This is a genomic window from Mycobacterium sp. 852002-51613_SCH5001154, assembly GCF_001667425.1.
GTDB lineage: Bacteria > Actinomycetota > Actinomycetes > Mycobacteriales > Mycobacteriaceae > Mycobacterium.
Map to the genome: position 1 here is coordinate 116356 of NZ_LZII01000080.1, position 20504 is coordinate 136859.

Annotated in this window: 17 protein-coding genes and 1 pseudogene; 9 read left to right on the top strand and 9 right to left on the bottom strand. The window is 67.2% G+C overall.

What is annotated here, in order from left to right:
- Positions 1-567 carry a hypothetical protein gene (locus A5750_RS20955; protein WP_066957488.1) on the top strand — a complete coding sequence of 189 codons (567 nt, stop codon included), beginning with the start codon at positions 1-3 and terminating at the stop codon, positions 565-567.
- A 114-nt stretch (positions 568-681) separates the two neighbouring features.
- On the opposite strand, the gene pcrA is transcribed toward A5750_RS20955, so the two are convergent.
- The gene (pcrA, locus tag A5750_RS20960) at positions 682-3015 is read right to left on the bottom strand and encodes a DNA helicase PcrA (protein WP_066957492.1); all 2334 of its coding nucleotides are present in this window, start codon (positions 3013-3015) and stop codon (positions 682-684) included.
- Positions 3016-3572: 557 nt separating this feature from the next.
- On the opposite strand from pcrA, the gene A5750_RS20965 reads away from it, so the two are divergent.
- Positions 3573-3905, top strand: a complete 333-nt coding sequence (locus A5750_RS20965) for a chorismate mutase (protein ID WP_082948241.1) — start codon at positions 3573-3575, stop codon at positions 3903-3905.
- A gap of 81 nt (positions 3906-3986) precedes the next feature.
- Positions 3987-5651 carry a glucose-6-phosphate isomerase gene (gene pgi / locus A5750_RS20970; protein WP_067265441.1) on the top strand — a complete coding sequence of 555 codons (1665 nt, stop codon included), beginning with the start codon at positions 3987-3989 and terminating at the stop codon, positions 5649-5651.
- A gap of 6 nt (positions 5652-5657) precedes the next feature.
- Here pgi and A5750_RS20975 read toward each other — a convergent pair whose 3' ends face one another.
- Positions 5658-6233: a TetR/AcrR family transcriptional regulator gene (locus A5750_RS20975; RefSeq protein ID WP_066957804.1), complete on the bottom strand. Its 576-nt coding sequence runs from the start codon at positions 6231-6233 to the stop codon at positions 5658-5660.
- Between the two features lie 93 nt (positions 6234-6326).
- On the opposite strand from A5750_RS20975, the gene A5750_RS20980 reads away from it, so the two are divergent.
- Positions 6327-7667: an oxygenase MpaB family protein gene (locus A5750_RS20980; protein ID WP_066957498.1), complete on the top strand. Its 1341-nt coding sequence runs from the start codon at positions 6327-6329 to the stop codon at positions 7665-7667.
- Here the strand turns inward: A5750_RS20980 and A5750_RS20985 are convergent.
- The 4 genes and pseudogenes from A5750_RS20985 to cobF all read right to left on the bottom strand — a co-directional run bounded on the left by A5750_RS20985 (position 7648) and on the right by cobF (position 10060).
- Positions 7648-8397, bottom strand: a complete 750-nt coding sequence (locus A5750_RS20985; protein WP_066957500.1) for an SDR family oxidoreductase — start codon at positions 8395-8397, stop codon at positions 7648-7650. The genes A5750_RS20980 and A5750_RS20985 overlap by 20 nt on opposite strands.
- A 41-nt stretch (positions 8398-8438) precedes the next feature.
- A complete protein-coding gene (locus A5750_RS26440) occupies positions 8439-8906 on the bottom strand; it encodes a zinc finger domain-containing protein (RefSeq protein WP_231989271.1) in 468 nt (155 codons plus the stop codon).
- A 153-nt stretch (positions 8907-9059) separates the two neighbouring features.
- A pseudogene (locus A5750_RS26445) lies at positions 9060-9302 on the bottom strand (DNA-formamidopyrimidine glycosylase family protein); the annotation flags it as partial.
- Positions 9303-9307: 5 nt separating this feature from the next.
- The gene (gene cobF / locus A5750_RS20995) at positions 9308-10060 is read right to left on the bottom strand and encodes a precorrin-6A synthase (deacetylating) (RefSeq protein WP_066957504.1); all 753 of its coding nucleotides are present in this window, start codon (positions 10058-10060) and stop codon (positions 9308-9310) included.
- A gap of 120 nt (positions 10061-10180) precedes the next feature.
- On the opposite strand from cobF, the gene A5750_RS21000 reads away from it, so the two are divergent.
- From A5750_RS21000 to A5750_RS21015, 4 genes are all read left to right on the top strand, one after another.
- Positions 10181-11086, top strand: coding sequence for a diiron oxygenase (locus A5750_RS21000; protein WP_066957506.1), 906 nt, complete (start codon positions 10181-10183; stop codon positions 11084-11086).
- Between the two features lie 251 nt (positions 11087-11337).
- Complete coding sequence (locus tag A5750_RS21005; RefSeq protein WP_231989272.1) at positions 11338-12315, top strand: DUF4873 domain-containing protein; 978 nt, start codon at positions 11338-11340, stop codon at positions 12313-12315.
- A gap of 438 nt (positions 12316-12753) precedes the next feature.
- Positions 12754-13518: an STAS domain-containing protein gene (locus tag A5750_RS21010; RefSeq protein WP_066957808.1), complete on the top strand. Its 765-nt coding sequence runs from the start codon at positions 12754-12756 to the stop codon at positions 13516-13518.
- Between the two features lie 89 nt (positions 13519-13607).
- Entirely contained in the window at positions 13608-14474 is an 867-nt protein-coding gene (locus A5750_RS21015) for an LLM class flavin-dependent oxidoreductase (RefSeq protein ID WP_067265444.1), read from the top strand.
- A 7-nt stretch (positions 14475-14481) separates the two neighbouring features.
- Here A5750_RS21015 and A5750_RS21020 read toward each other — a convergent pair whose 3' ends face one another.
- Complete coding sequence (locus A5750_RS21020; RefSeq protein ID WP_066957510.1) at positions 14482-15288, bottom strand: enoyl-CoA hydratase/isomerase family protein; 807 nt, start codon at positions 15286-15288, stop codon at positions 14482-14484.
- Between the two features lie 75 nt (positions 15289-15363).
- Here A5750_RS21020 and A5750_RS21025 point away from each other — a divergent pair, with 75 nt between their 5' ends.
- The gene (locus A5750_RS21025) at positions 15364-16281 is read left to right on the top strand and encodes an SAM-dependent methyltransferase (RefSeq protein ID WP_066957512.1); all 918 of its coding nucleotides are present in this window, start codon (positions 15364-15366) and stop codon (positions 16279-16281) included.
- On the opposite strand, the gene A5750_RS21030 is transcribed toward A5750_RS21025, so the two are convergent.
- Both A5750_RS21030 and A5750_RS21035 read right to left on the bottom strand, forming a co-directional pair.
- Positions 16278-18215 carry a fumarylacetoacetate hydrolase family protein gene (locus tag A5750_RS21030; protein WP_066957514.1) on the bottom strand — a complete coding sequence of 646 codons (1938 nt, stop codon included), beginning with the start codon at positions 18213-18215 and terminating at the stop codon, positions 16278-16280. The two genes, A5750_RS21025 and A5750_RS21030, sit on opposite strands and share 4 nt — an antisense overlap.
- A complete protein-coding gene (locus A5750_RS21035) occupies positions 18212-20482 on the bottom strand; it encodes an ATP-dependent DNA ligase (protein ID WP_067265448.1) in 2271 nt (756 codons plus the stop codon). Before A5750_RS21035 ends, A5750_RS21030 begins: the two co-directional genes overlap by 4 nt.
- Positions 20483-20504: the final 22 nt, after the last annotated feature.

Genomic DNA, 20504 nt, shown 5'->3' on the forward strand with positions numbered 1-20504 from the left:
GTGACCGCGCCGAATCAACCATCTCCCGGTCCGCAGCCGCCCGAGTCCACTCCGCCGTCGGACTCCAAGACGCGGATCATCCGCCGCGCACCGACCGGGCCGATCCCGATAACACCGGAATCGCCGACGAGCTTCATCCCACCGCAGCCACCGCCGTACCCGGGCGCCGCTCGCGCGGGACGCCAAGCCACTTCGGGTGAGCCGAGCGGCCGGACGGCCGTCGCCGCCTGCGCCGTCAGCATCGTCAGCGGGTGGGCCACGTCGGTGGTGGCGACGGACCTGATCGCCGGCTGGTGGCGAACCGACCGCCTGTTTTGCATCGCCGTCGCGTTCCTGGCCCTGGTGTTCGCGACGACTACCGTTTCCGGCGTGATCATGTTGCTGCAGCACCGGCCTTTTGGGCGCTACCTCATCGTCGCCGGTGCCGTGGTCGCCGTGCTGACCTACCTGGGCGTGTTCATCGCCGGTGCCCGCGTCGCGTGGATAGTGCACCTGCTGCCGCTGCTCCCGATCGCCAGCGTGGTGCTGGCGATGCACCCGCGAACCAAACGCTGGCTGGAAGCCTGACCCGCGCCGAAGCGGTTGCCGGCCCGGCGCCCGACCATTAGGCGACTTTCAAACCCGATATCACCAGCGATATCAAAATTCCGAGTCGCCTAATGGTTCGTAGACGCCCTGCGGTTAGAGTTTGCTGATCGGGGCGTGGTTGTGCATCAGCTTCACCCGCCCCGCGCTGCCGAAGTCGATTAGAGACATGGCCGATTCGCCGACGCCGGACACCTCTTCGACGCGGCCAAGCCCGTACTTGTCGTGAGTCACCCGGTCGCCGGGCTCGAGCACCAGCAGCGGGCGCTTGCCGGCACCCGAGCGCGTCGGGGCCGCGCGCGGCGCACCGAACCGGCCGGCGCCGCTGACCGGCGCGCTGAACGACGGGGCCGGCGCCGTGCGCCGCCACTCGATGAGTTCCTGCGGAACCTCGCGCAGAAAGCGCGATTCCGGGTTGAGCATCGGCTGCCCCCAGGAGGACCGGACGATGGCCCTGCTCAGATACAGCCGCTGACGGGCGCGGGTGATGCCGACGTAGGCCAGCCGCCGCTCCTCGGACAGTTCGGTCGGGTCGTCCAGCGCCCGCATGTGCGGGAACATGCCGTCCTCCCAGCCGGTGACGAACACCACCGGAAACTCCAGCCCCTTCGCGGTGTGCAGCGTCATCAAAGTGACCATGCCGGCGTCGTTCTCGGGGATCTCGTCGCTGTCGGAAACCAGCGAGACGCGTTCCAGGAATTCCGCGAGCACGCCGGTGTCCGGCACGTCTTCGTCGTCCGGGGCCTGCAACGACTCGCCCAGCGCGGCGGCGTTGGCCCGGTCGGTGCTGAATTCGTGTGCCACACTGACGAGTTCGTTGAGGTTGTCCAAGCGGGCCAGATCTTGCGGATCGGTGGAGGATTCCAGCTCCCGCCGGTATCCGGTACGTTCGAGCACCGACTCGACCAGATCGCCGAGATCCTCGTCGAGGCGGCCCCTGAGCTCGTCGAGCAGCTCGACGAAACCGGCGATCGCCTTCTCCGCGCGCGAATTGAGCATCGGCACTTTGCCTTCGGCCGCGGCCACCAGCGCGTCGGCGAAACTCGCGCCGGTGTTCTCCGCGTACACCGCCACGCACGCCTCGGCCCGATCGCCGATGCCCCGGCGCGGGGTGTTGAGGATGCGCCGCATGCTGACCGCGTCGCCGGGGTTGTCCAGCACCCGCAGATAGGCGACGATGTCACGAATTTCTTTGCGCTCGTAGAACCGCACTCCCCCAACGACTTTGTAAGGAATGCCGGCGCGGATGAACACCTCTTCGAACGACCGAGACGAGTTGTTGGTGCGATAGAACACGGCCACGTCGTTGTAGGTGATCTCGCCACGGTCGGCGAGCGCGTCGATCTCCTCGGCCACGAACCTGGCCTCGTCATGCTCGTTGTCCGCGACGTAGCCGACGATCAATTCGCCCGCGCCGGCGTCGGTCCACAGCCGTTTGTCCCGGCGCCCGGAGTTGCGCGCGATCACCGAGTTGGCCGCCGACAAGATGTTCTGCGTGGAGCGGTAATTCTGTTCCAGCAGAATGGTTATCGCGTCCGGATAGTCGCGCTCGAAGTCCTCGATGTTGCGGATGGTGGCGCCGCGGAACGCATAGATCGACTGATCGGCATCACCCACCACGCACAATTCCGCCGGCGCCACATCGTCGGGCGATCCCGTCGCGTCGTGACCGACCAATTCCCGCACCAGCACGTACTGCGCATGGTTGGTGTCCTGATACTCATCGACCAGGACGTGACGGAACCGCCGCCGGTAGTGCTGGGCGATCTGCGGAAAGGCCCGTAGCACCGCGACGGTCTCGCCGATCAGGTCGTCGAAGTCCAGCGCGTTGGCCGCGCGCAGCCGACGCTGGTATTCGCCGTACACCGACGCCACGGTGCGCGTCAGGTCGTCGGAGTCGTCCGTCAGTTTCGCCACCGCCTCAGCGGGATCGATCAGCTCGTTCTTCAGGTTGGAGATGGCGTTGGCCAGCAGCCGCGGCGAGTAGCGCTTGATGTCGAGCCCCATGTCGCGCCCGATCATCTGCAGCAGGCGGCGGGAATCGTCGGCGTCGTAGATCGAGAAGTTGGAATTGAGGCCTTCGATCAACGACGCCTGGTTGCGCAGGATCCGCACGCACGTTGAGTGAAAGGTGGACACCCACATGGCGCGGGCCCGGTTGCCGACCAGCCGCACCACCCGTTCGCGCATCTCGGCCGCGGCCTTGTTGGTGAAGGTGATGGCCAGGATCTGGCCGACCCCCACGCCGCGCGCCGCGATCAGATAGGCGATGCGGCGGGTCAACACCGCGGTCTTGCCGGAGCCCGCCCCCGCCACGATCAGCAGCGGCGAGCCCTCGTGCACCACCGCCTGGCGCTGTTGCGGGTTGAGGCCTTCGAGCAACTGATCTGCTTCGGAGGCCAGGTTGGCATCGGTTGCGTACACACTCATGTTGGTCCAAACGTACCGCCGCCCACCGACGCAACGCGCCCAGGCGTGACACCAGGCTAGTGCCCCGGCCGTTCTCCGCCGGGCAAAAGCGGGGCGGCGAAAGGCGTGTTTCGCAATCAAATGCGGCCGGATTTCAAATTGCGATTAATTAGACTCGAGTATAAAAGCTGCGAATATTCGCGGCCCGACTTTGCGTCGCCGTCAATCTCGCACAATCTCCTATAACACCGAATTTCGTGCCGTGTTAATGGATTCCGTACCCGGCAAGCCAAGCCGGGGTGGACGGTCATCGCAACCGAACACGGGCTAGCCCCACGCGGACGTCGACCGGGTAATGGCCAGCTCACGAACGCCTTTTTGCGCGAGAGCCGATTTAAGTGGCACACTCGTTTGGTGCTCAACACGCAGTGCCGTCGGCGGCCTTGCACCCCGAACTGCCGCCGATTTTTCTACGGGTACCGGTTAGCGGTCCCCGTGGTCTAGCTGCTTTCGTCAGAGCCCCGTGGTCCGCTTCCTCAAGACCGGGGCTCGTCTCTTTTTGTGAGGCCCGAAACCGGATGAGACCACAACCCCCACATCCCGAGAATGCGGAGTCAGCAGAGATGAAGGTTGAGACGGTGGAAACCCCACAGACGGCCGACGCCGAAGAGTTGAACATCGACGATTTGCGCCACGAGATCGACCGGTTGGACGCCGAGATCCTGGCCGCGGTGAAGCGCCGCACCGAGGTCTCTCAGGCGATCGGCAAGGTCCGGATGGCATCCGGCGGCACGCGGCTCGTGCACAGCCGCGAGATGAAGGTGATCGAGCGGTACAGCGAGCTCGGTCCCGACGGCAAGGACCTGGCGATCCTGTTGTTGAGGTTGGGCAGGGGCCGGCTCGGTCACTGAGGTCGCCAGTCACGGCGCCCGATGGTGACGGCCCGCAGCGCCCGGCTTCGCCGCGCTTGCGACCGTCACTAGGGTCGAACTATGACCTCCGTGCAAAGCCTCCCCGACATCACCGCCACCCCAGCGTGGGACGCCCTGCGCAGGCATCACGAACAAATCGGCGCAACCCATCTGCGCGAGTTCTTCGACGAGGATCCCGACCGCGGCCGGGAACTCACCGTCTCGGTCGGCGACCTCTATATCGACTACAGCAAACACCGCATCACCCGAGAGACGCTGCGGCTGCTGTTCGATCTGGCACGCGCGGCTAACCTCGAAGAGCGCCGCGACCTGATGTTCGCCGGCGCGCACATCAACGTCTCCGAGGACCGCGCGGTATTGCACACCGCGCTGCGACTGCCCCGGGACGCCGAACTGATCGTCGACGGCCACAACGTCGTCGAGGACGTGCACGCCGTGCTCGACCGGATGGGCGACTTCACCGACCGGTTACGCAGCGGTGAATGGACCGGGGCGACCGGGAAAAGAATCAGCACGGTGGTCAACATCGGCATCGGGGGATCGGATCTGGGTCCGGTGATGGTCTATCAGGCGCTGCGCCACTACGCCGACGCCGGGATTTCGGCCCGCTTCGTCTCCAATGTCGACCCGGCCGACCTCATCGCCACCTTGGCCGACTTAGACCCCGCCACAACGCTTTTCATCGTCGCTTCGAAAACGTTCTCCACGCTGGAAACCCTGACCAACGCGACCGCAGCCCGCCGCTGGCTGACCGACGCGCTCGGCGACGCCGCGGTGTCCAAACATTTCGTGGCGGTCTCCACCAACAAGCGCCTGGTCGACGACTTCGGCATCAACACCGACAACATGTTCGGCTTCTGGGACTGGGTCGGAGGACGGTACTCCGTCGATTCGGCGATCGGCCTCTCGGTGATGGCCGCGATCGGCAAGGAGGCCTTCGCCGATTTCCTGTCCGGATTCCACATCGTGGACCGGCATTTCAAGACCGCCCCGCTGGAGTCCAATGCGCCGGCGCTGCTCGGGCTGATCGGGCTGTGGTACTCCAACTTCATGGGCGCCCAGTCGCGCGCGGTGCTGCCCTACTCCAACGACTTGGCGCGATTTGCGGCGTATCTACAACAGCTGACGATGGAATCGAACGGTAAGTCGACGCGCGCCGACGGCACTCCGGTCACCACCGACACCGGCGAAATCTTTTGGGGCGAGCCGGGAACCAACGGCCAGCATGCCTTCTACCAATTGCTGCATCAGGGCACCCGGCTGGTGCCGGCCGACTTCATCGGCTTCAGCCAGCCTCTGGACGACCTGCCCACCGTCGAGGGCACCGGCAGCATGCACGACTTGCTGATGAGCAACTTCTTCGCCCAGACCCAGGTGCTGGCGTTCGGTAAGACCGCCGAGGAGATCGCCGCCGAAGGCACGCCGGCCGACATCGTGCCGCACAAGGTGATGCCCGGCAACCGCCCGTCGACCTCGATCCTGGCCGACCGGCTCACGCCGTCGGTGCTGGGCCAGCTGATCGCGCTCTACGAGCATCAGGTCTTCACCGAGGGCGTCATCTGGGGCATCGACTCGTTCGACCAGTGGGGCGTGGAGCTGGGCAAGACGCAGGCGAAAGCGCTGCTCCCGGTGATCACGTCCGACGGCTCGCCGGAGCCGCAGTCCGACAGCTCGACCGACGCGCTGGTGCGCCGCTACCGGACCGAACGCGGGCGCACCAGCTAGCAGCCCTCAGCCCGTTCGGCTCATGACGTCCGAGCCGAGCCGCCGCACGAAGGTGCGCAAGCGTTCCACGGTCGCGGTCTGCGGCTCACTGAGGTGCAGCTGCAGCAGTTCGCGTCCGGCGGCGTGCAGGATCCGCGCGGTGTATTCGGGGTCGTGCACGTGGGGATTGGTGCGCAGCAGTTCGGTGACGAAGAACTCCAACACGACGGCCTGCGATTGGGCCAGCCGCGCATACAACTCCGGAGGAGCGCCCTGCGGCGGGAACAGGAACAGCCGCCACGTTGCCGGGTGGGCGTCAACCGCGGCCAGCACGCCGTCGAACGCAACCACCAGCGACTGGTCCCCGGCGACGGCGTCCAGCCCGGAGACCGCCTCGGCGAACTGGGCGCCGGCCCGGGCCGCCTCACGGTCGATCAGCGCGATGAACAGTCCCGCCGGGTCGCCGAACAGCTGATAGATCAACGACCGGTTGATGCCGGCCGCCTCGGCGATGCGGTTGGGCGTGGCCGCGTGAAACCCCTCGGCATCGACGATCGCGTGGGTGACGTCGAGGATCTGCTCGCGCCGGCCTTCGGCGGTCATGCGCCGCTTCGGGTTGCCCGCGCTCATGCTTGACAGCATAACTAACAACTTGTGAGTATTTACTCACGAAGTGTTAGTTACTGGGAGGCAGCGATGGTCACGTACTACCCCGAACTCGCCGAGCGAGTCCGCAGCCAGCGCGAATTGCAGCCCGCCCTGTATGGAGACTTCGACTTCGACCGGCGGCCCGATCGTCTGGCCACGGAGCCCGACGTCGAGTCGGCCCTGCCCGCCTGGATCGCCGACCGCGCACCGATCCTGGAAGACGACCGCGTGGTGGAGCTGATGAGCACGGCCACCCTGCTCGGCGACGTCGTCGCCGATCCCTATGCGGCACTGATGGCTTCGCACAGCGTCGTTCAGCTGATCGACATGCTCAAGACGGCCTGCCGAGAGGGAATCGAGGCGGTGCCCGACGCGCCCCCGGAGCTGGTTTCGTTCATCGCCGCCATGGAGGCCACCCCGGAGTGGATCGACTTCGATCTGGTCCGTGAGGGCGCCCGCCAAGAGCGGATCCCCGCAGCGCTGCTGGCCCCCTTCATCACACGGGGGGCCTTCATCGCGACGTTCACCAACACCTACGCCGCGCTGCCGATGGCCCTCACCGGCGCACTCTCGGGCAAGCGGGCCGCCCGGCGGGTAAACGAGACTGCCAGTTTCTTCGCGGTCACCACCCTGCCCGGTGCGCTGGACCGTTTCGGCCCCGGTTTCGAGGCGGCCGCGATGGTCCGGCTGATGCACTCGATGGTCCGCTACAACGCCCTGAAGAAATCCGACAAGTGGGATGCCGCCGTGTACGGCATGCCCGTGCCGCAGGTCGACCAGATGCCGGCCGGCATGATCGGCCAGTACCTGTTGGCGCGCAAGGCGCGCCAACAGGGCCGGACGGAGTTCACCGCCGAAGAGCGCGCCGTCGTCGAATTCGCCAGGTACCGCTGCTTTTTGCTCGGCCTGCCGGCGGAACTGTTGCCGGCCGAACCGGCCGACATCATCCACGTCATGCACGCGCGCTCGGCACTGCTGCGCGACGGATTCGACAGCATCTGCCAAGAACTCGTCCGCGGCACGATGGCGGCCTACCTGCGCCCCGATACCACCCTGTTCGACCGTTGCGCCGAAGCGGTCGAAAAGAGTTTCAGCAAGCTCACTTTCGTTCGCACCTTCTGCAATGGAAATCGTGAGATCGCCGAGGCCATGGGCGTCTCAATGGGGCCGACTGACCTCGTGCGCGTCGCCCTCACCGCGCCCTTCATCATCGGGCGTTTCACCGCCGTGAGCCACGCCAGCCGCATCCCGGTGCTTCGGGACATCACCGACGCCTACGTCATCGGGCTCCTCAAGCTACGGCTGGCGACCTACGGGAAGCCCGAATTCACCAGCGACGCAGCGCATTACACGCCGGTACCGCACCCACTCAGGCGAACCACTTGGTGAGCGGGGGCGGCAGCACCCGCATCACCTGCACCAGCGGCGCCCACGGCCACCACGGGACCGCCGCCCGGCCGGGCTCACGCTCCATGGCGGCGACGAGTGCGTTGACGCCGGTCTCGTTGTCCACCATCAACATTGTGCTGTTCGACTTGGCCGTCATCTCAGACTCGATATAGCCGGGCTCGATGACCGAAACCTTGATGGGGCCCTTGGCATATTCGGCGCGCAGCGATTCACCCAGCGAACTCAACCCGGCCTTGCTCGCGGCGTACGCGGCCTTGACCCCGGGCACTCCCCTGTTGCCGAGCACCGACGAGATGAGCACGAGGTGGCCCGAACCGGCGTTGTTGAACATCTCCAGCGCGGTCTCGATCTGCACCAGTGCGGCCACCAGGTTGGTCTCGAGGGTCGCCTTGTTGGCCCACAACTTGCCCGAGCCCAGCTTCGCGCCCTTGCCGATGCCGGCGTTGACGATGACCCGGTCGATGCCGCCGAGCTCGTCGCTGAGTTCGCCGAACACCTTCGGCACCTGCTCGTGATCGTTGACGTCCAGTGCCGCCACAGCGATCTTGATGCCCGGGTACTGTTGCGACAGTTCGGCTTTCAGCTCGTCCAGCCGGTCGGTGCGGCGCGCGCACAATGCCAGGTCGCGGCCCTTGGCGGCGAACGCTCGCGCCATGCCGGCGCCCAGGCCGGAACTGGCACCCGTGATGAGGATCTTCTGACGAGTCATCCGGGCAGCATATCGACAGGTGTCAAGTCGCGGGCCGTCGCCTACTTGAGCAGCCGTGACATCCGCCGGTCGGCCAGCACCTTGCCGCCGGTCTGGCACGTCGGACAGTATTGAAAAGACTTGTCCGCGAAGGAAACTTCACGCACGGTGTCCCCGCATACCGGGCAGGGCAGGCCGGTGCGGGCATGCACCCGTAGGCCGGAGCGCTTCTCGCCTTTGAGCGTGGCCGCCCCCTGGCCCACGGACCGGCTCACCGCGTCGCGCAGGACGGACACCATCGCGTCGTGCAGCGTGGTGAGCTGCTCATCGGTCAGCTTGCCCGCGGTGGCGAACGGCGAGATCTTCGCGACGTGCAGTATTTCGTCGCTGTACGCGTTGCCGATGCCGGCGATCACCTTTTGATCGGTGATGACCGTCTTGATCCGCCCGGTGTTGCCGGCCAGCAGGCCGGCGAGATCGTCGACGCCGAGCTCCAGCGCGTCGGGGCCGAGGGCGGCGATGCCGGGCACGGATTGCGGGTCGGCGACGAGCCAGACGGCCAGCCGCTTCTGGGTGCCGGCCTCGGTCAGGTCGAAGCCGGGCGCCTCGCCGGGCGTACCCAGGTGCACGCGCAAGGCGATCGGGCCCTTGCCGGGGCGCAGCGGCGCCGCGGCCAGCTTGTCCGACCACCGCAACCACCCCGCCCGGGACAGGTGGGTGATCAAGTACAGCTCTCCGGCCTGCAGCCCGACATATTTGCCCCACCGGTGGGCCCCTGTCACGGGCTGGCCGTGCAGCGCGCCGAGCGGCGGGTCGAAGGTTTTCAGCACAGAGAGCGCGCCGACGTCGACGCGCCCGATCGACAGGCCGACGGCATGGCGGCGCAGATGGTCGGCGAGGGCTTCGACCTCGGGGAGTTCGGGCACGCCCTTCAGTCTGCCGGTCTGAGTAAATAGGTGTCCATGATCCAGCCGTGCCGCGCGCGCGCCTCGGCCCGCAGCGCCGCGATGCGCGTGGCGACCTCTCCGACGGTGCCCGCCACCAGCAGCTCGTCGTCGGTGCCCAGGTAGGCGCCCCACCAGATGCGGGTGTCGGGCGGGCACACCCGAAAGGAGCACTCGGCGTCGAGCATGACCACCGCCGACCCGGTCAACCCGTGCGCGCGCAACTGTCGACCGGTCGTGATGAGCACCGGTTCCCCGACCTCGTTGAGCGGGATGCGGTGCCGGGCCGTCAGCGCCTGGACCGCGGTGATGCCGGGGATGACGTCGAAGGTGAACTCGAGCTCGGCGGCTTCGGCCTTGATGGCCTCCAGGATGCGCAGCGTGCTGTCGTACAGCGACGGGTCGCCCCAGGCCAGGAAGGCGCCGACGCCATCGGGCTCCAGCTCGGCGGCGATGGCTGCCGCCCAGACCCGCGCCCGCGCCGCGTGCCAGTCCGAGACGGCTTCGCGGTAGTCGGAGTCGGCCGACCGTTTGGGGTCGGGCAGCTCGACGAAGCGGTAGCCCGGCTCGCGGATGAACCGGGCGCAGATCTCGCGCCGCAGCGCCACCAGGTCGCTCTTCGCCTCGCCCTTGTCCATCGCGAAGAACACCTGGGTGTCGTTGAGCGCCTCGATCGCCTGAACGGTCACGTAGTCGGGGTCGCCGGCGCCGATGCCGATGACGTGGATGTGCCGGCCCAAGAAACCTCCTCGTTGCTTGCTTCAGATTGCCGAATCGAAACCTCAAGGGCCTAGTCGGGACCAAAAGTACCCAGTACCATGGGTACCGTCTGAAGCACCCAATGAAGGGACGCCAGCACCATGACTTCCGCGGTGAAACCAGGTGGGCCGAGTCGTGAAGAGTTCTCGGAGCGGCTGCTCAGGGGCTCGGTGAAAAAGTCCTACGAACCGATCGTCGACATCGACTGGGACGCCCCGCTGGATCCGGACAAGTTCTACCTGCCGCCGCGGCTGGTGTCGCTGTACGGCACCCCGATGTGGGACGAGATGACCCGCGAGCAGCAGATCGAGCTGTCCCGCCAGGAGCTGGTCAACACGCTCTCGGCGGGCATCTGGTTCGAGAACATGCTCAATCAATCGTTGCTGCGGACCATCCTGCACGAGGACCCCACGAGCCGGTCGACCCATTACAAGCTGACCGAGCTGGGCGACGAGACCCGCCACATGGTCATGTTCGGCAAGGCCATCGAGCGCATCGGCGCAAAGCCGGTGCGGCCCAGGCTGTTTCACCGGATGATCATCAACGCGCTTCCGCTGGCGTTTCAGCGCGGCTCGATGCTGTGGGTGGCGGCGCTGATCGGCGAGGAAATCTTCGACTCATTGCAGCGGCAGATGATGGACGACCCGGAATTGCAGCCGATCATCCAGCGGCTCATGCGGATTCACGTCACCGAGGAGGCGCGCCACATCCAGTTCGCCCGCGACGGCGCCCGCAAACGCGTGGCCGAAATGCCCCGGATGAACCGCTGGTTCATGGCCAACATCAACGGGCTGGGCGGATACTTCTTCAACTACCTGTTCAGCAATCCGATCCCGTACGCGCGCACGGGCCTGGACCCGAAGCGGGCGCGACGAATCGCGCGGACCAGCCCGCATCGCCGTGAGATGCAGGTCGCTGGTTTCGCCCCGCTGGCGGCGTTCCTGTCCGAGGTGGGTCTGCTGGGTCCCATCGCCCGCCGTGGCTGGAAGCGCAGCAGGTTTCTGTGACGCGGCCGCGCGGCCTCGATGAGCCCCGCCATCCCGTAGCCATCTTGGGCGCACACCCCGTCGCAAGCGCGGCATTGTCGGCGGCCGGCGTCACCGACTATGTGGTCCTGGACGGGCCGGCGTCGGCGGTACAGGCAAGGTTCGACGACGTCACGGATAGCTGGCTGCTGACGACGTCCGCGGGCGAGGATGTGCGGGCGCGTGCCGTGATCGCCGCCGATGGGACGCCCTTCGCCCCCTGGCTCCCGGACATCGCGGGCCGCGACCACTTCCTGGGCGCGTCGTTTCACGCCGCCGCCTGGGACCCCGACTTCGATCCGTCCAGTAAGCGCATCGCGGTGGTCGGCACCGACACCGCCGCCGGTCACCACCTCGGCCGGCTGATCGAGGTGGCGGCGTCCGTCACCGTCTTCGCCCACTCGCCCCGCCGGGTGGTCACCGAACTCCCGCTGTGGCCAACCCGGGCCACGCGCTGGCTGCGTCGCCGCATCCGGCCACCCGCCGCAGGCCCCCGCGTCAAGCTGGCCGGGTCGGCGATCGAGGCGGTGACCGCATCAGGCATCCGCGCCGGCGATGGCGCCGAGCACCGCGTCGACGCCATCGTCTACGGCACCGGCTTCTCGATCCCCGAAGAGCCGTCCGATCGCACGCTGATCGGTGCCGGCGGGCTGACCATCCGGCAGGCCTGGCACGACGGCATGGAGCCCTTCTACGGCGTGGCGGCTCGCGGCTTCCCCAACTACTTCTTCATCACCGGGCCCGACACCGACGCGCGGGTACGCTACATCGCCGACTGCCTGCGACTGATGGACCGCACGGGCAGCACCCGCATCGAGGTGCGCGCCAGCAGCCTGGGGGTGTTCAACGAGCGGGCCCAGCTCACAGCCGACCAGGCTCCTCCGGTGGCATCCGCCTTCGACCTGTCGGCCAGCGCGCCCGAGCGCGGCGACACCTATGACGGCGCGGCAACGCTGGAAATCGGCGGCGCCAGCCATCCGGTGCGGGTCCGGCTCACCGGGCACCTCGACCCGATCGACGGCCGCTACCACTGGCAGGGAACGGTATTCGGTTCGCCATCGCGGCCACTGCCGGACGAGGCGCTCAGGCAAGCGCGGACCGCGACGTTGACGGTGGGCCGGCGCCGCGCCCCCGCGCGCATCGTCGAGCAGACGCCGTGGGGGACGCACTCGGTCGCCGGAGTGGGCGCCCCGCCCTACGCCCCCAACTGATCGACTGCTTTCCGCTGCTCATCGCGCTATTTCTTCGAACACAAGGCCGCGTTTGGGGGCAGCCGGTAGGTGGTAAACCCGGGGGGTGCGCGCGCAGCGCAGCGAAGTCGAACAATGTGTTCGGCGCGGTAGAGGCGGGGGCCTCGAACGGGTGGGGACTAGCACGCGCCTCACTCATACCGGGCCGCCCGTGGCGTGTGCCCCGGCCGCGCCCCCGGTGGGCCGCGATTTCTGGCGGCGTCCAACCCGGTCGACCCGAATTAGACTTTTGCCGCCGAGGGCGGATACTCAAGCAGTTGGCCCGGCAGAAATTCGAGGAGCAGCGATGAAACCGGACGACAAGACCCAGCTGGAAAGCCGGATTGCGACGTCGCCTCCGTTTCGGACACCGTGTGCGCCTCGACTTGCCGGGCCCGCGAAGGCGAAGGGGTTGCGGTGGTGAGCTCGGTAGCTGAGTCCCCCAGCTCGCTGGCCGTCGCGACGCGGACGGATCAATCGGTGGCGATTTTGACCGTCGACGGCGTGCTCGACACCACCAACTCGTCGGCGCTCCGCGACCACATCCTGCAGGCCACGCAGGGCGAGCCTGTCGCCGTCATCGTCAACATCTCCGCGCTCAAGGTGCTCGCCGAATTGGCGTGGTCGACCTTCATCGGCGCGCACTGGCAGGTTCGCGGCAACCCCAACGTTCCGATCGTGCTGGTATGCGCGCACCGCGGGACACGCGAGGCGATCACCCGCAGCGGCGTCGCCTACTTCATGCCGGTCTACTCGACCGAGAAGGCGGCGATGAAGGCGCTCGGTCAGCAGAGCCGGCGCGCCGTGCGCCGTGCCGACGCCCAGCTGCCCGCCGACCTGACCAGCCTGCGCGAATCGCGTCGCCTGGTCCGCGAATGGCTCACCGCCTGGTCGCAATCCACACTCATCCCGGTCGCGTTGGTTGTGGTCAACGTGTTCGTCGAGAACGTGCTGGAACACACCGCGAGCTTCCCCGTAGTGCGGATCGAGAGCCATGGCGCGACGGCCACCATCGCGGTATCCGACGGCAGCCACGCCCCGGCGGTGCGGCTGCCGTCGCCGGCGAACGGCATCGACGTGTCCGGCCTGGCCATCGTCGACGCGTTGTCGCGCGCGTGGGGCAGCACGCCCACCGCGTCCGGCAAGACGGTGTGGGCGGTCATCGGGCCCGAAAACCAGCTCTGACGCCTTATTGTGCTGGGAACCCGGGCACGGGTAGAACTAGAACACGTTCTAATCTCGTGTGACGACCCGTTTCCAGGAAGGCAGATGACGTGCGGTTCACCTACGCGGAGGCGATGACCGACCACAGGTATTACATCCCGCTGGCCCAGGCGGCCGAGGCTGCCGGGTACCACGCCATGACGATCGCCGACAGCATCGCCTACCCCTTCGAATCCGACTCGAAGTACCCGTACACCCCCGACGGCGATCGCGAGTTTTTGGACGGCAAGGAGTTCATCGAAACCTTTGTGCTGACAGCGGCATTGGGGGCGGTGACGACGAAGCTGCACTTCAACTTCTTCGTCCTCAAGCTGCCCATCCGGCCGCCGGCGCTGGTGGCCAAGCAGATCGGATCGTTGGCCGCGCTGACCAACAACCGGGTGGGCTTCGGTGTCGGCACCAGCCCATGGCCGGAGGACTACGAACTGCTGGGCGTCCCGTTCGCCAAGCGCGGCAAGCGCATGGACGAATGCATCGAAATCATTCAGGGGCTTACCAGCGGCGACTACTTCGAATTCCACGGCGAGTTCTACGACATCCCGAAGACCAAGATGACGCCGGCCCCCACCGAGCCCATACCGGTGCTGATCGGCGGGCATGCCGACGCCGCGCTGCGGCGCGCGGCCCGGCTGGACGGCTGGATGCACGGCGGCGGTGACCCGGAAGAACTCGACGGTCTCATTGCCAAGCTCAAGCGATACCGCGAAGAAGCCGGCAAGACCGGGCCGTTCCAGATCCACGTCATCTCGGCCGACGCGTACACCGTGGATGGCATCAAACGGCTCGAAGACAAGGGCGTCACCGACGCCATCGTCGGATTCCGCATCCCCTACATCAAGGGCAACGACACCGAGCCGCTGGAGAACAAGATCCGCAACCTCGAGATGTTCGCCGAGAACGTCATCGCGAAGGTCTAGCCAACGGTCACAGCGGATCCCACTTCGGAGCCCGCTTCTCCCGGTGCGCCTTGGCCGCCTCGGCCGGGTTGTTGGTGAAACCGCTGAGGATCTGGGTGCGGTTCTCGATCTCGATGGCATGCCGCAAGCTAGGCGCGTCCAGTGCCGCGTTGAGCCCGATCTTGGTCTGCCACACGCCGTAGGCGTTGTTCTCCGCGATCGACCGGGCGACCTTCAGCGCGGCCGTCATCAGCTGGTCGGGGGCAACCACCTCGTGCACCAGCTTGATGCGGTAGGCCTCGGCCGCGTCGATGATGCGGCCGGTCAGCATGAGTTCGCGAGCCACTCCCGCGCCGACGATCTTCGGCAGCAGATAGCTGGTGCCCATGTCCATCGACGAGAAGCCCGCCTTGATGAACGCCGAGGAGAACCGGGCCTGGTCGGAAGCGACACGGATGTCGGAGACCAGTGCGAACGCCAGCCCTCCCCCGACGGCGACGCCGTTGACGGCGGCGATCACCGGGATGGGCAGCTCGTAGATCCGGGTGAACAGTTCGGCCAGGCGGACCTGGGAGTCGTAGTTGACCTTGAACGGCGGGGTCGAGGGCCTTGGGCTGGTCCACGGCTCCCCGGTGCCGCTCAAGTCGGCCCCGGCGCAGAATCCGCGTCCGGCGCCGGTCAGGATCGCGGCCCTGAACTCGCCGCCGCTGAGGGCGTCCAAGGCACGCTCCACGCCATCGATCAGCGATCCGTCGATGGCGTTCAGGCGCTCCGGGCGGTTCAAGACGATGCGGGCGATGTCGCCTTCGAGGTTTTCCAATTCCACTGCGGGCATACGAGAAACCGTAAGCGACGCGCTATTCACCGACGGGGCATACCGTGGTTTGGCCGCCACATCGAAGGAGAAACCATGGCACGAACCGAAGGTGACAGCTGGGACCTGGCCAACAGCGTGGGAGCGACGGCCACTATGGTCGCCGCGGCCAGGGCCGCCGCGAGCAAGCGTCCGCAGCCGGTCATCACCGACGACTTCGCCGAACCGCTGGTACGTGCCGTCGGGTTGGACGTGTTCAGCAAGCTGGCCAGCGGCGAACTGGATTCCGACGAGCTCGAGCGGAGCGTCGGGTTCCACCGGATGGTCGACACTTTCGCCGCCCGCGCCCGGTACTTCGATGACTATTTCGCGGCGGCCGGCCAGGCGGGGCTGCTGCAGGTGGTGATCGTGGCTTCGGGACTGGATTCCCGCGCCTACCGGCTGCGCTGGCCGATCGGCACGACGGTGTACGAGATCGATCAGCCCGAGGTGATCGCGTTCAAGGCGGCGACGATGTCCGAGATCGGGGCGGCGCCCACCGCGAAGCTTCGCGAGGTGGGGATCGATCTGCGTGACGACTGGCCGGCGGCGCTGCAGGAGGCCGGTTTCGATCCGGCCCATCCCACGGCCTGGCTCGCCGAGGGGGTGCTCATCGGATGGCTGCCCCCCGAGGCCGAGGTTCGGCTGCTGGACTCCATCATCCCGCTGTCCGCCGAGGGCAGCAGGTTCGCCGCCGACTACGGAACGGTGACCGGAACTTCGCCGGAGGCCCAGGAACAGGCCCGGGTCATGAACGAAGGCTGGCGACGGTGGGGGCTCGACATGGACCTCGGCAAGCTGTCCTACCCGGGCGAGCACACCGACGTCGCCGCGCATCTTCACGAGAACGGTTGGGACATCACCGAATCCCGGCTCACCGATCTGTTCTCCGCCGCCGGGTTACCGGAGTTGGGACAGGCCGCGCAGCGGGTTCCGGCCACCACGATCAAATTCGTGCGGGCCGTGCGGCTTTAGCCCCGCTTGGCCAGCCACTCGGCCTGCATCACCAGCAGGGCCATGACCTCCAGCTGCGGGGTGTCGGGGTCGAGTTCGCGGTAGCGCTGGTAGACGTTGACGACCACCCGCTCCGCGTCCAGCCAGGTCGCATACTCACCGAGGTCGATGGTGTCCGCCGCTTCGGACCACGACTGCCCCCGGCGGTAGGCGGCCTCAGCTTGTTCGGAGACGTGCGCGAGATACCCACGGACACCGCGGATTCCGTCCGGGTCGCTGACCGGGCCATGGCCTGGCACCACTGTCGGCGCGTCGAGCGCGATCATCGCGTCGCACGCGGCGATCCAGTTGGCGATCGGGCCGGCCCACACGATCGGGGTGCAGCCGATGAACAACAGGTCGCCACCGAAGAGGACCCCCGCGTCGGGCACATGGACCACCGAATCCGCGGCGGTGTGCGCGGGCCCCAGGTTCAGCAGTTCGACGCGCCGCCCACCCACCTCGATGGTCAGCTCACGGTCGAACGTCCGATCCGCGTTGCGCACCGTAATGCCGCTGAAGTCGAAGTGCCCGAATCGGTCTCGCGTGTAGGGGGTGGCAACCGGCCCGAGGTTCGCGGTCTGCGCCATCGCCAGCATTTCGGGCGCCATCCCGTGCGCGATCTCCTCGGCGGTGCCCTGCGCGGCGATGATCCGCACCGAGGCGTCGAGCAGCTGGTTGCCGTGGGTGTGGTCCCCGTTCGAGTGGGTGATCAGGGCGTCGGTGATAGGTGCCGACGAGGTGATATCCCGCATCGCGGTGAGCATTTCGCGCGTCAGCGCCAGGTCGAACAGGGTGTCGACGAGCAGGGACGCCCCCTCGCCGGCGACCAGCCCGGCGTTGCTCCACCCATAGCCCCCGTCCGGCAGCGTCCACGCCCACACCCGGTCGGCGACCTGGTGCAGGCCGCGCGTGTAGGGCACCTTCGCGGGCGCCCGGTTCACCCGCCGCGGGGCGGGCGCCGCGTCCGGATTGGGCCGAGCCGCCAGGGGATGCGGTGCGCCGCTGGCGCGCACGGTTTGCCGGGTCTCGCCGAGCCCCTGAACCTGGAGGGTGACGACGTCGCCGTCGTGCAGCCAGCCGGGGAACGAGTCCAGCGCCGTCGGGTTCAGGTGCTCGACCAGCGTGCAGGTCGGCACGGTGCCGGAGCCGATGACGTCGCCGGGGACGAGCGACACGCCGCGCGACGCGTAGGAGATGACTTCGCCGAAGGTCCAATCCATTTGGGCGGTCGATCCGGACCCGATCACGGTGTCGTTGACCAGGGCGGTAACCCGCAGGTCGAGCCTGCCGTCCCGCCGGTAGGGCTCGAGCTCGTCGGGCGTCACCAAGTATGGGCCCAGGGTGACGCCGCTGTCTTTGCCCTTGCCCTGCCCAATGCCGAGTTGGCTTTCCATTTGCTGCAGGTCACGCGCGGACCAGTCGTTGAAGATGGTGTAGCCGATGATGGCGCGTTCGGCTTCCTCGACCGAGAGGTCCCGCCCACCCGTTCCGATGACCGCGGCGATCTCCAGTTCGAAGTCCTGCCAAGCACTCCCGGGCGCGGTGGGGGCGTCGTCGTAGGGTCCCAGAACCGTTGCTGGGCAGGCGAAATAAAACGCCGGTATCCGGTACCAACTGTCGGCGAGCGTTCGCCCGGCGCCCAGCGCGGCCTGGCAGTTGCGCATGTGGTCCAGAAAGCACAGCGAGTCCCGGATGGACGGCGGCCGCGGGATCGGTGGCAAGAGCCGCACCGCGGCCAGGGGCACGGTGGCCGCCGGTGCGCGCAGCGCCTCCTCGCCGGCCGCGCGCAACCCGTCGGCGCCACGGCCGATCAGGCCGAGCAGCGTCACGCCGGCGGGCATCGCGTGGATGGCGTCACCGGAGAGCACCCCGGTGCGTTCACCGTCGGCGTCCAGGTAGGTCACCCATTTCATTCGCGCACCACCTCACTCGGTTCCTTATCCGGTCGCAGGCCGCGCCAGCTCGATTGGCGTAGCCGGTCATCGGGGGTCCACTCGCTGTAGCGCACCTCCCCCACCAGCACCGCCTCGACGTAGGTCACGCCCCTGGCCTCGCCGCGGGGAAGCGGTGGGGTGAAGGGGGATCGGTCGGTGTGCAGCGGCGCCAGGGTCTTCTTCAGGTTCGCCAGGTCACGTTCGGTGAACCCGGTGCCGACCCGTCCGGCGAAGTGCAGTCCGCCGTCGGTCGGAATGCCCATCAGCAGCGAGCCGATGCCGCTGCTGCGGCCGCCCTCTCCCGCCTTCCAGCCGCCGATGACGACTTCCTGGGTGTTCCAATGCTTGTCCTTGATCCAGGACGCCGAGCGTCGACCCGGCTGATAGGTGGAGTCGCGCTTCTTGGCGACCACGCCCTCCCAGCCGTGCTTGGCAGAGTGCTCCAGCGCCTGTTTCCCATCGCCCGGCAACAACTCCGGGACGATGAGGTCGCTGCCGCTCGCGAGCGTTTCCAACAACTTTCGGCGGTCCTGGTAGCGGGCCCTCAGCAGGGAACGGCCGTCGAGATACAGCACATCGAATGCCCAGAATTCCACTCGGCTGCCGCGTCCGCGGTTCTGCATCGCGTGAAAGCTCGGCACTCCTGCGGCGTCCAAGACGACGGCCTCGCCGTCGAGCACCACGTGATGATCGGCGAGATCTGCTGCTAGCGAACCTAATTGAGGGTATTCGTTGGTGACCTCGCGTCCGCGCCGCGACCTCACCCGCAGGGCGCCGTGGTCGATTTCGACCAGCAGCCGGTAGCCGTCCCACTTGCCTTCGAAGGCCCACTGGCTCGCCTTGCGCGCCGACACCGAGCCGTGGGTGGCGAGCATGGGCGCTATCCCGTCGAAGTCGAAGACCTTCTGGTCTTTCATCCGGTGCGCCAGCCACTGGTCACCGTTGGTCTGGATCAGCGCATAGCGGCCGGAAACCTTGCTGCCATGCAGATTGACGATGACCTCACCCTTTTCGGCGGAGTCATTAAACTTCTCCGTCTCATAAGTCCCGGAGTCCCAGATGATCACCTTGCCGGCCCCGTACTCCCCCTTGGGGATGTTGCCCTCGAAGCTGCCGTACTCCAGCGGATGATCCTCGGTGTGCACCGCCAGGTGGTTCACCGAGGTGGTTTCGGGCAGGTTCTTCGGCACCGCCCACGACACCAGCACGCCGTCGCGCTCCAGCCGGAAGTCGTAGTGCAGCCGACGGGCATGGTGTTCCTGGATGACGAAGGAATTGCCCTGGCCCGTGGTCGGTTTCGTCCGGGGGACCGGCTCCGGAGTTTTCGACGCGTCCCGCATGCTGCGGTACTTGGTCAACCGGTCCGAGACGGCGACGTCGTTGTCCAGCGCCGCCAGCAGATCGCCGTCGCGCGCCACCCGGTCCAGCACCTCGTCGTAGCGCAATTGACGCAGCGACCCCGGAGCGGCGAGTTCCTCCCAAGTGCGCGGCGCCGCCACCGTCGGATGTTCGCGCCCGCGCAACGAATACGGCGCGATGGTCGTCTTCGCCCCGTTGTTCTGGCTCCAGTCCAAAAACACCTTTCCCGCGCGCAGGCTCCGGGTCATGGTCGACGTGACCAGCTTCGGCATCGACTTTTCCAGTTGCTGGGCAACCCGTTTCGCCAACACCGTCGCCCCCTTGCTGCTCACCGGCTCCGCCAGCGGTGCGTAGAGGTGCAGGCCTTTGCTGCCGCTGGTGAGCGGAAACAGGGTCAGCCCGATTCCGCCGATGAGATCGCGCACGGCATGGGCCACCTCGGCGAGCTGGGCCATGGTCACGCCTTCACCGGGGTCGAGGTCGAACACCAATCGGGTGGCGGGACCGGGCTTGAGCTCTTCCGCTTTGCTTCGGGTCCACTCGGCGACGAACCGCCATTGCGGCACGTGTACTTCCAGCGCCGCTTGTTGCGCGATCCAGGCCAGCCCTTCGGGGCTGTCGATGATCGGATACGTCGTGGTTCCGGACCGGTGCGTGACGCTCGCGCGCGGCAGCCAGTCCGGCGCCGACGAGGCCAGTTGCTTCTCGAAGAACGAATCCTGTTCGACGCCATTGGGCCAGCGTTTGCGGGTGGCCGGGCGCCCCGCGATGTGCGGGATCATCACCTCGGCGATCCGGGTGTAGTAGTCGAAGACGTCCCGCTTGGTGGTGCCGGTGGCGGGGTAGAGCACCTTGTCGGCGTTGGTGAGCTTCACCCGCGGTGCCATGGTGTCAACTTACGCGTTTGAG

Coding starts and splice junctions, on each gene's coding strand:
- A5750_RS21025 (WP_066957512.1), top strand. CDS start 15,364: ATGGCACGAACCGAAGGTGACAGCTGGGACCTGGCCAACAGCGTGGGA.
- pcrA (WP_066957492.1), bottom strand. CDS start 3,015: ATGAGTGTGTACGCAACCGATGCCAACCTGGCCTCCGAAGCAGATCAG.
- A5750_RS21030 (WP_066957514.1), bottom strand. CDS start 18,215: ATGAAATGGGTGACCTACCTGGACGCCGACGGTGAACGCACCGGGGTG.
- A5750_RS20975 (WP_066957804.1), bottom strand. CDS start 6,233: ATGACCGCCGAAGGCCGGCGCGAGCAGATCCTCGACGTCACCCACGCG.
- A5750_RS21035 (WP_067265448.1), bottom strand. CDS start 20,482: ATGGCACCGCGGGTGAAGCTCACCAACGCCGACAAGGTGCTCTACCCC.
- pgi (WP_067265441.1), top strand. CDS start 3,987: ATGACCTCCGTGCAAAGCCTCCCCGACATCACCGCCACCCCAGCGTGG.
- A5750_RS21000 (WP_066957506.1), top strand. CDS start 10,181: ATGACTTCCGCGGTGAAACCAGGTGGGCCGAGTCGTGAAGAGTTCTCG.
- A5750_RS20965 (WP_082948241.1), top strand. CDS start 3,573: ATGAGACCACAACCCCCACATCCCGAGAATGCGGAGTCAGCAGAGATG.
- A5750_RS21020 (WP_066957510.1), bottom strand. CDS start 15,288: ATGCCCGCAGTGGAATTGGAAAACCTCGAAGGCGACATCGCCCGCATC.
- A5750_RS20985 (WP_066957500.1), bottom strand. CDS start 8,397: ATGACTCGTCAGAAGATCCTCATCACGGGTGCCAGTTCCGGCCTGGGC.
- A5750_RS20980 (WP_066957498.1), top strand. CDS start 6,327: ATGGTCACGTACTACCCCGAACTCGCCGAGCGAGTCCGCAGCCAGCGC.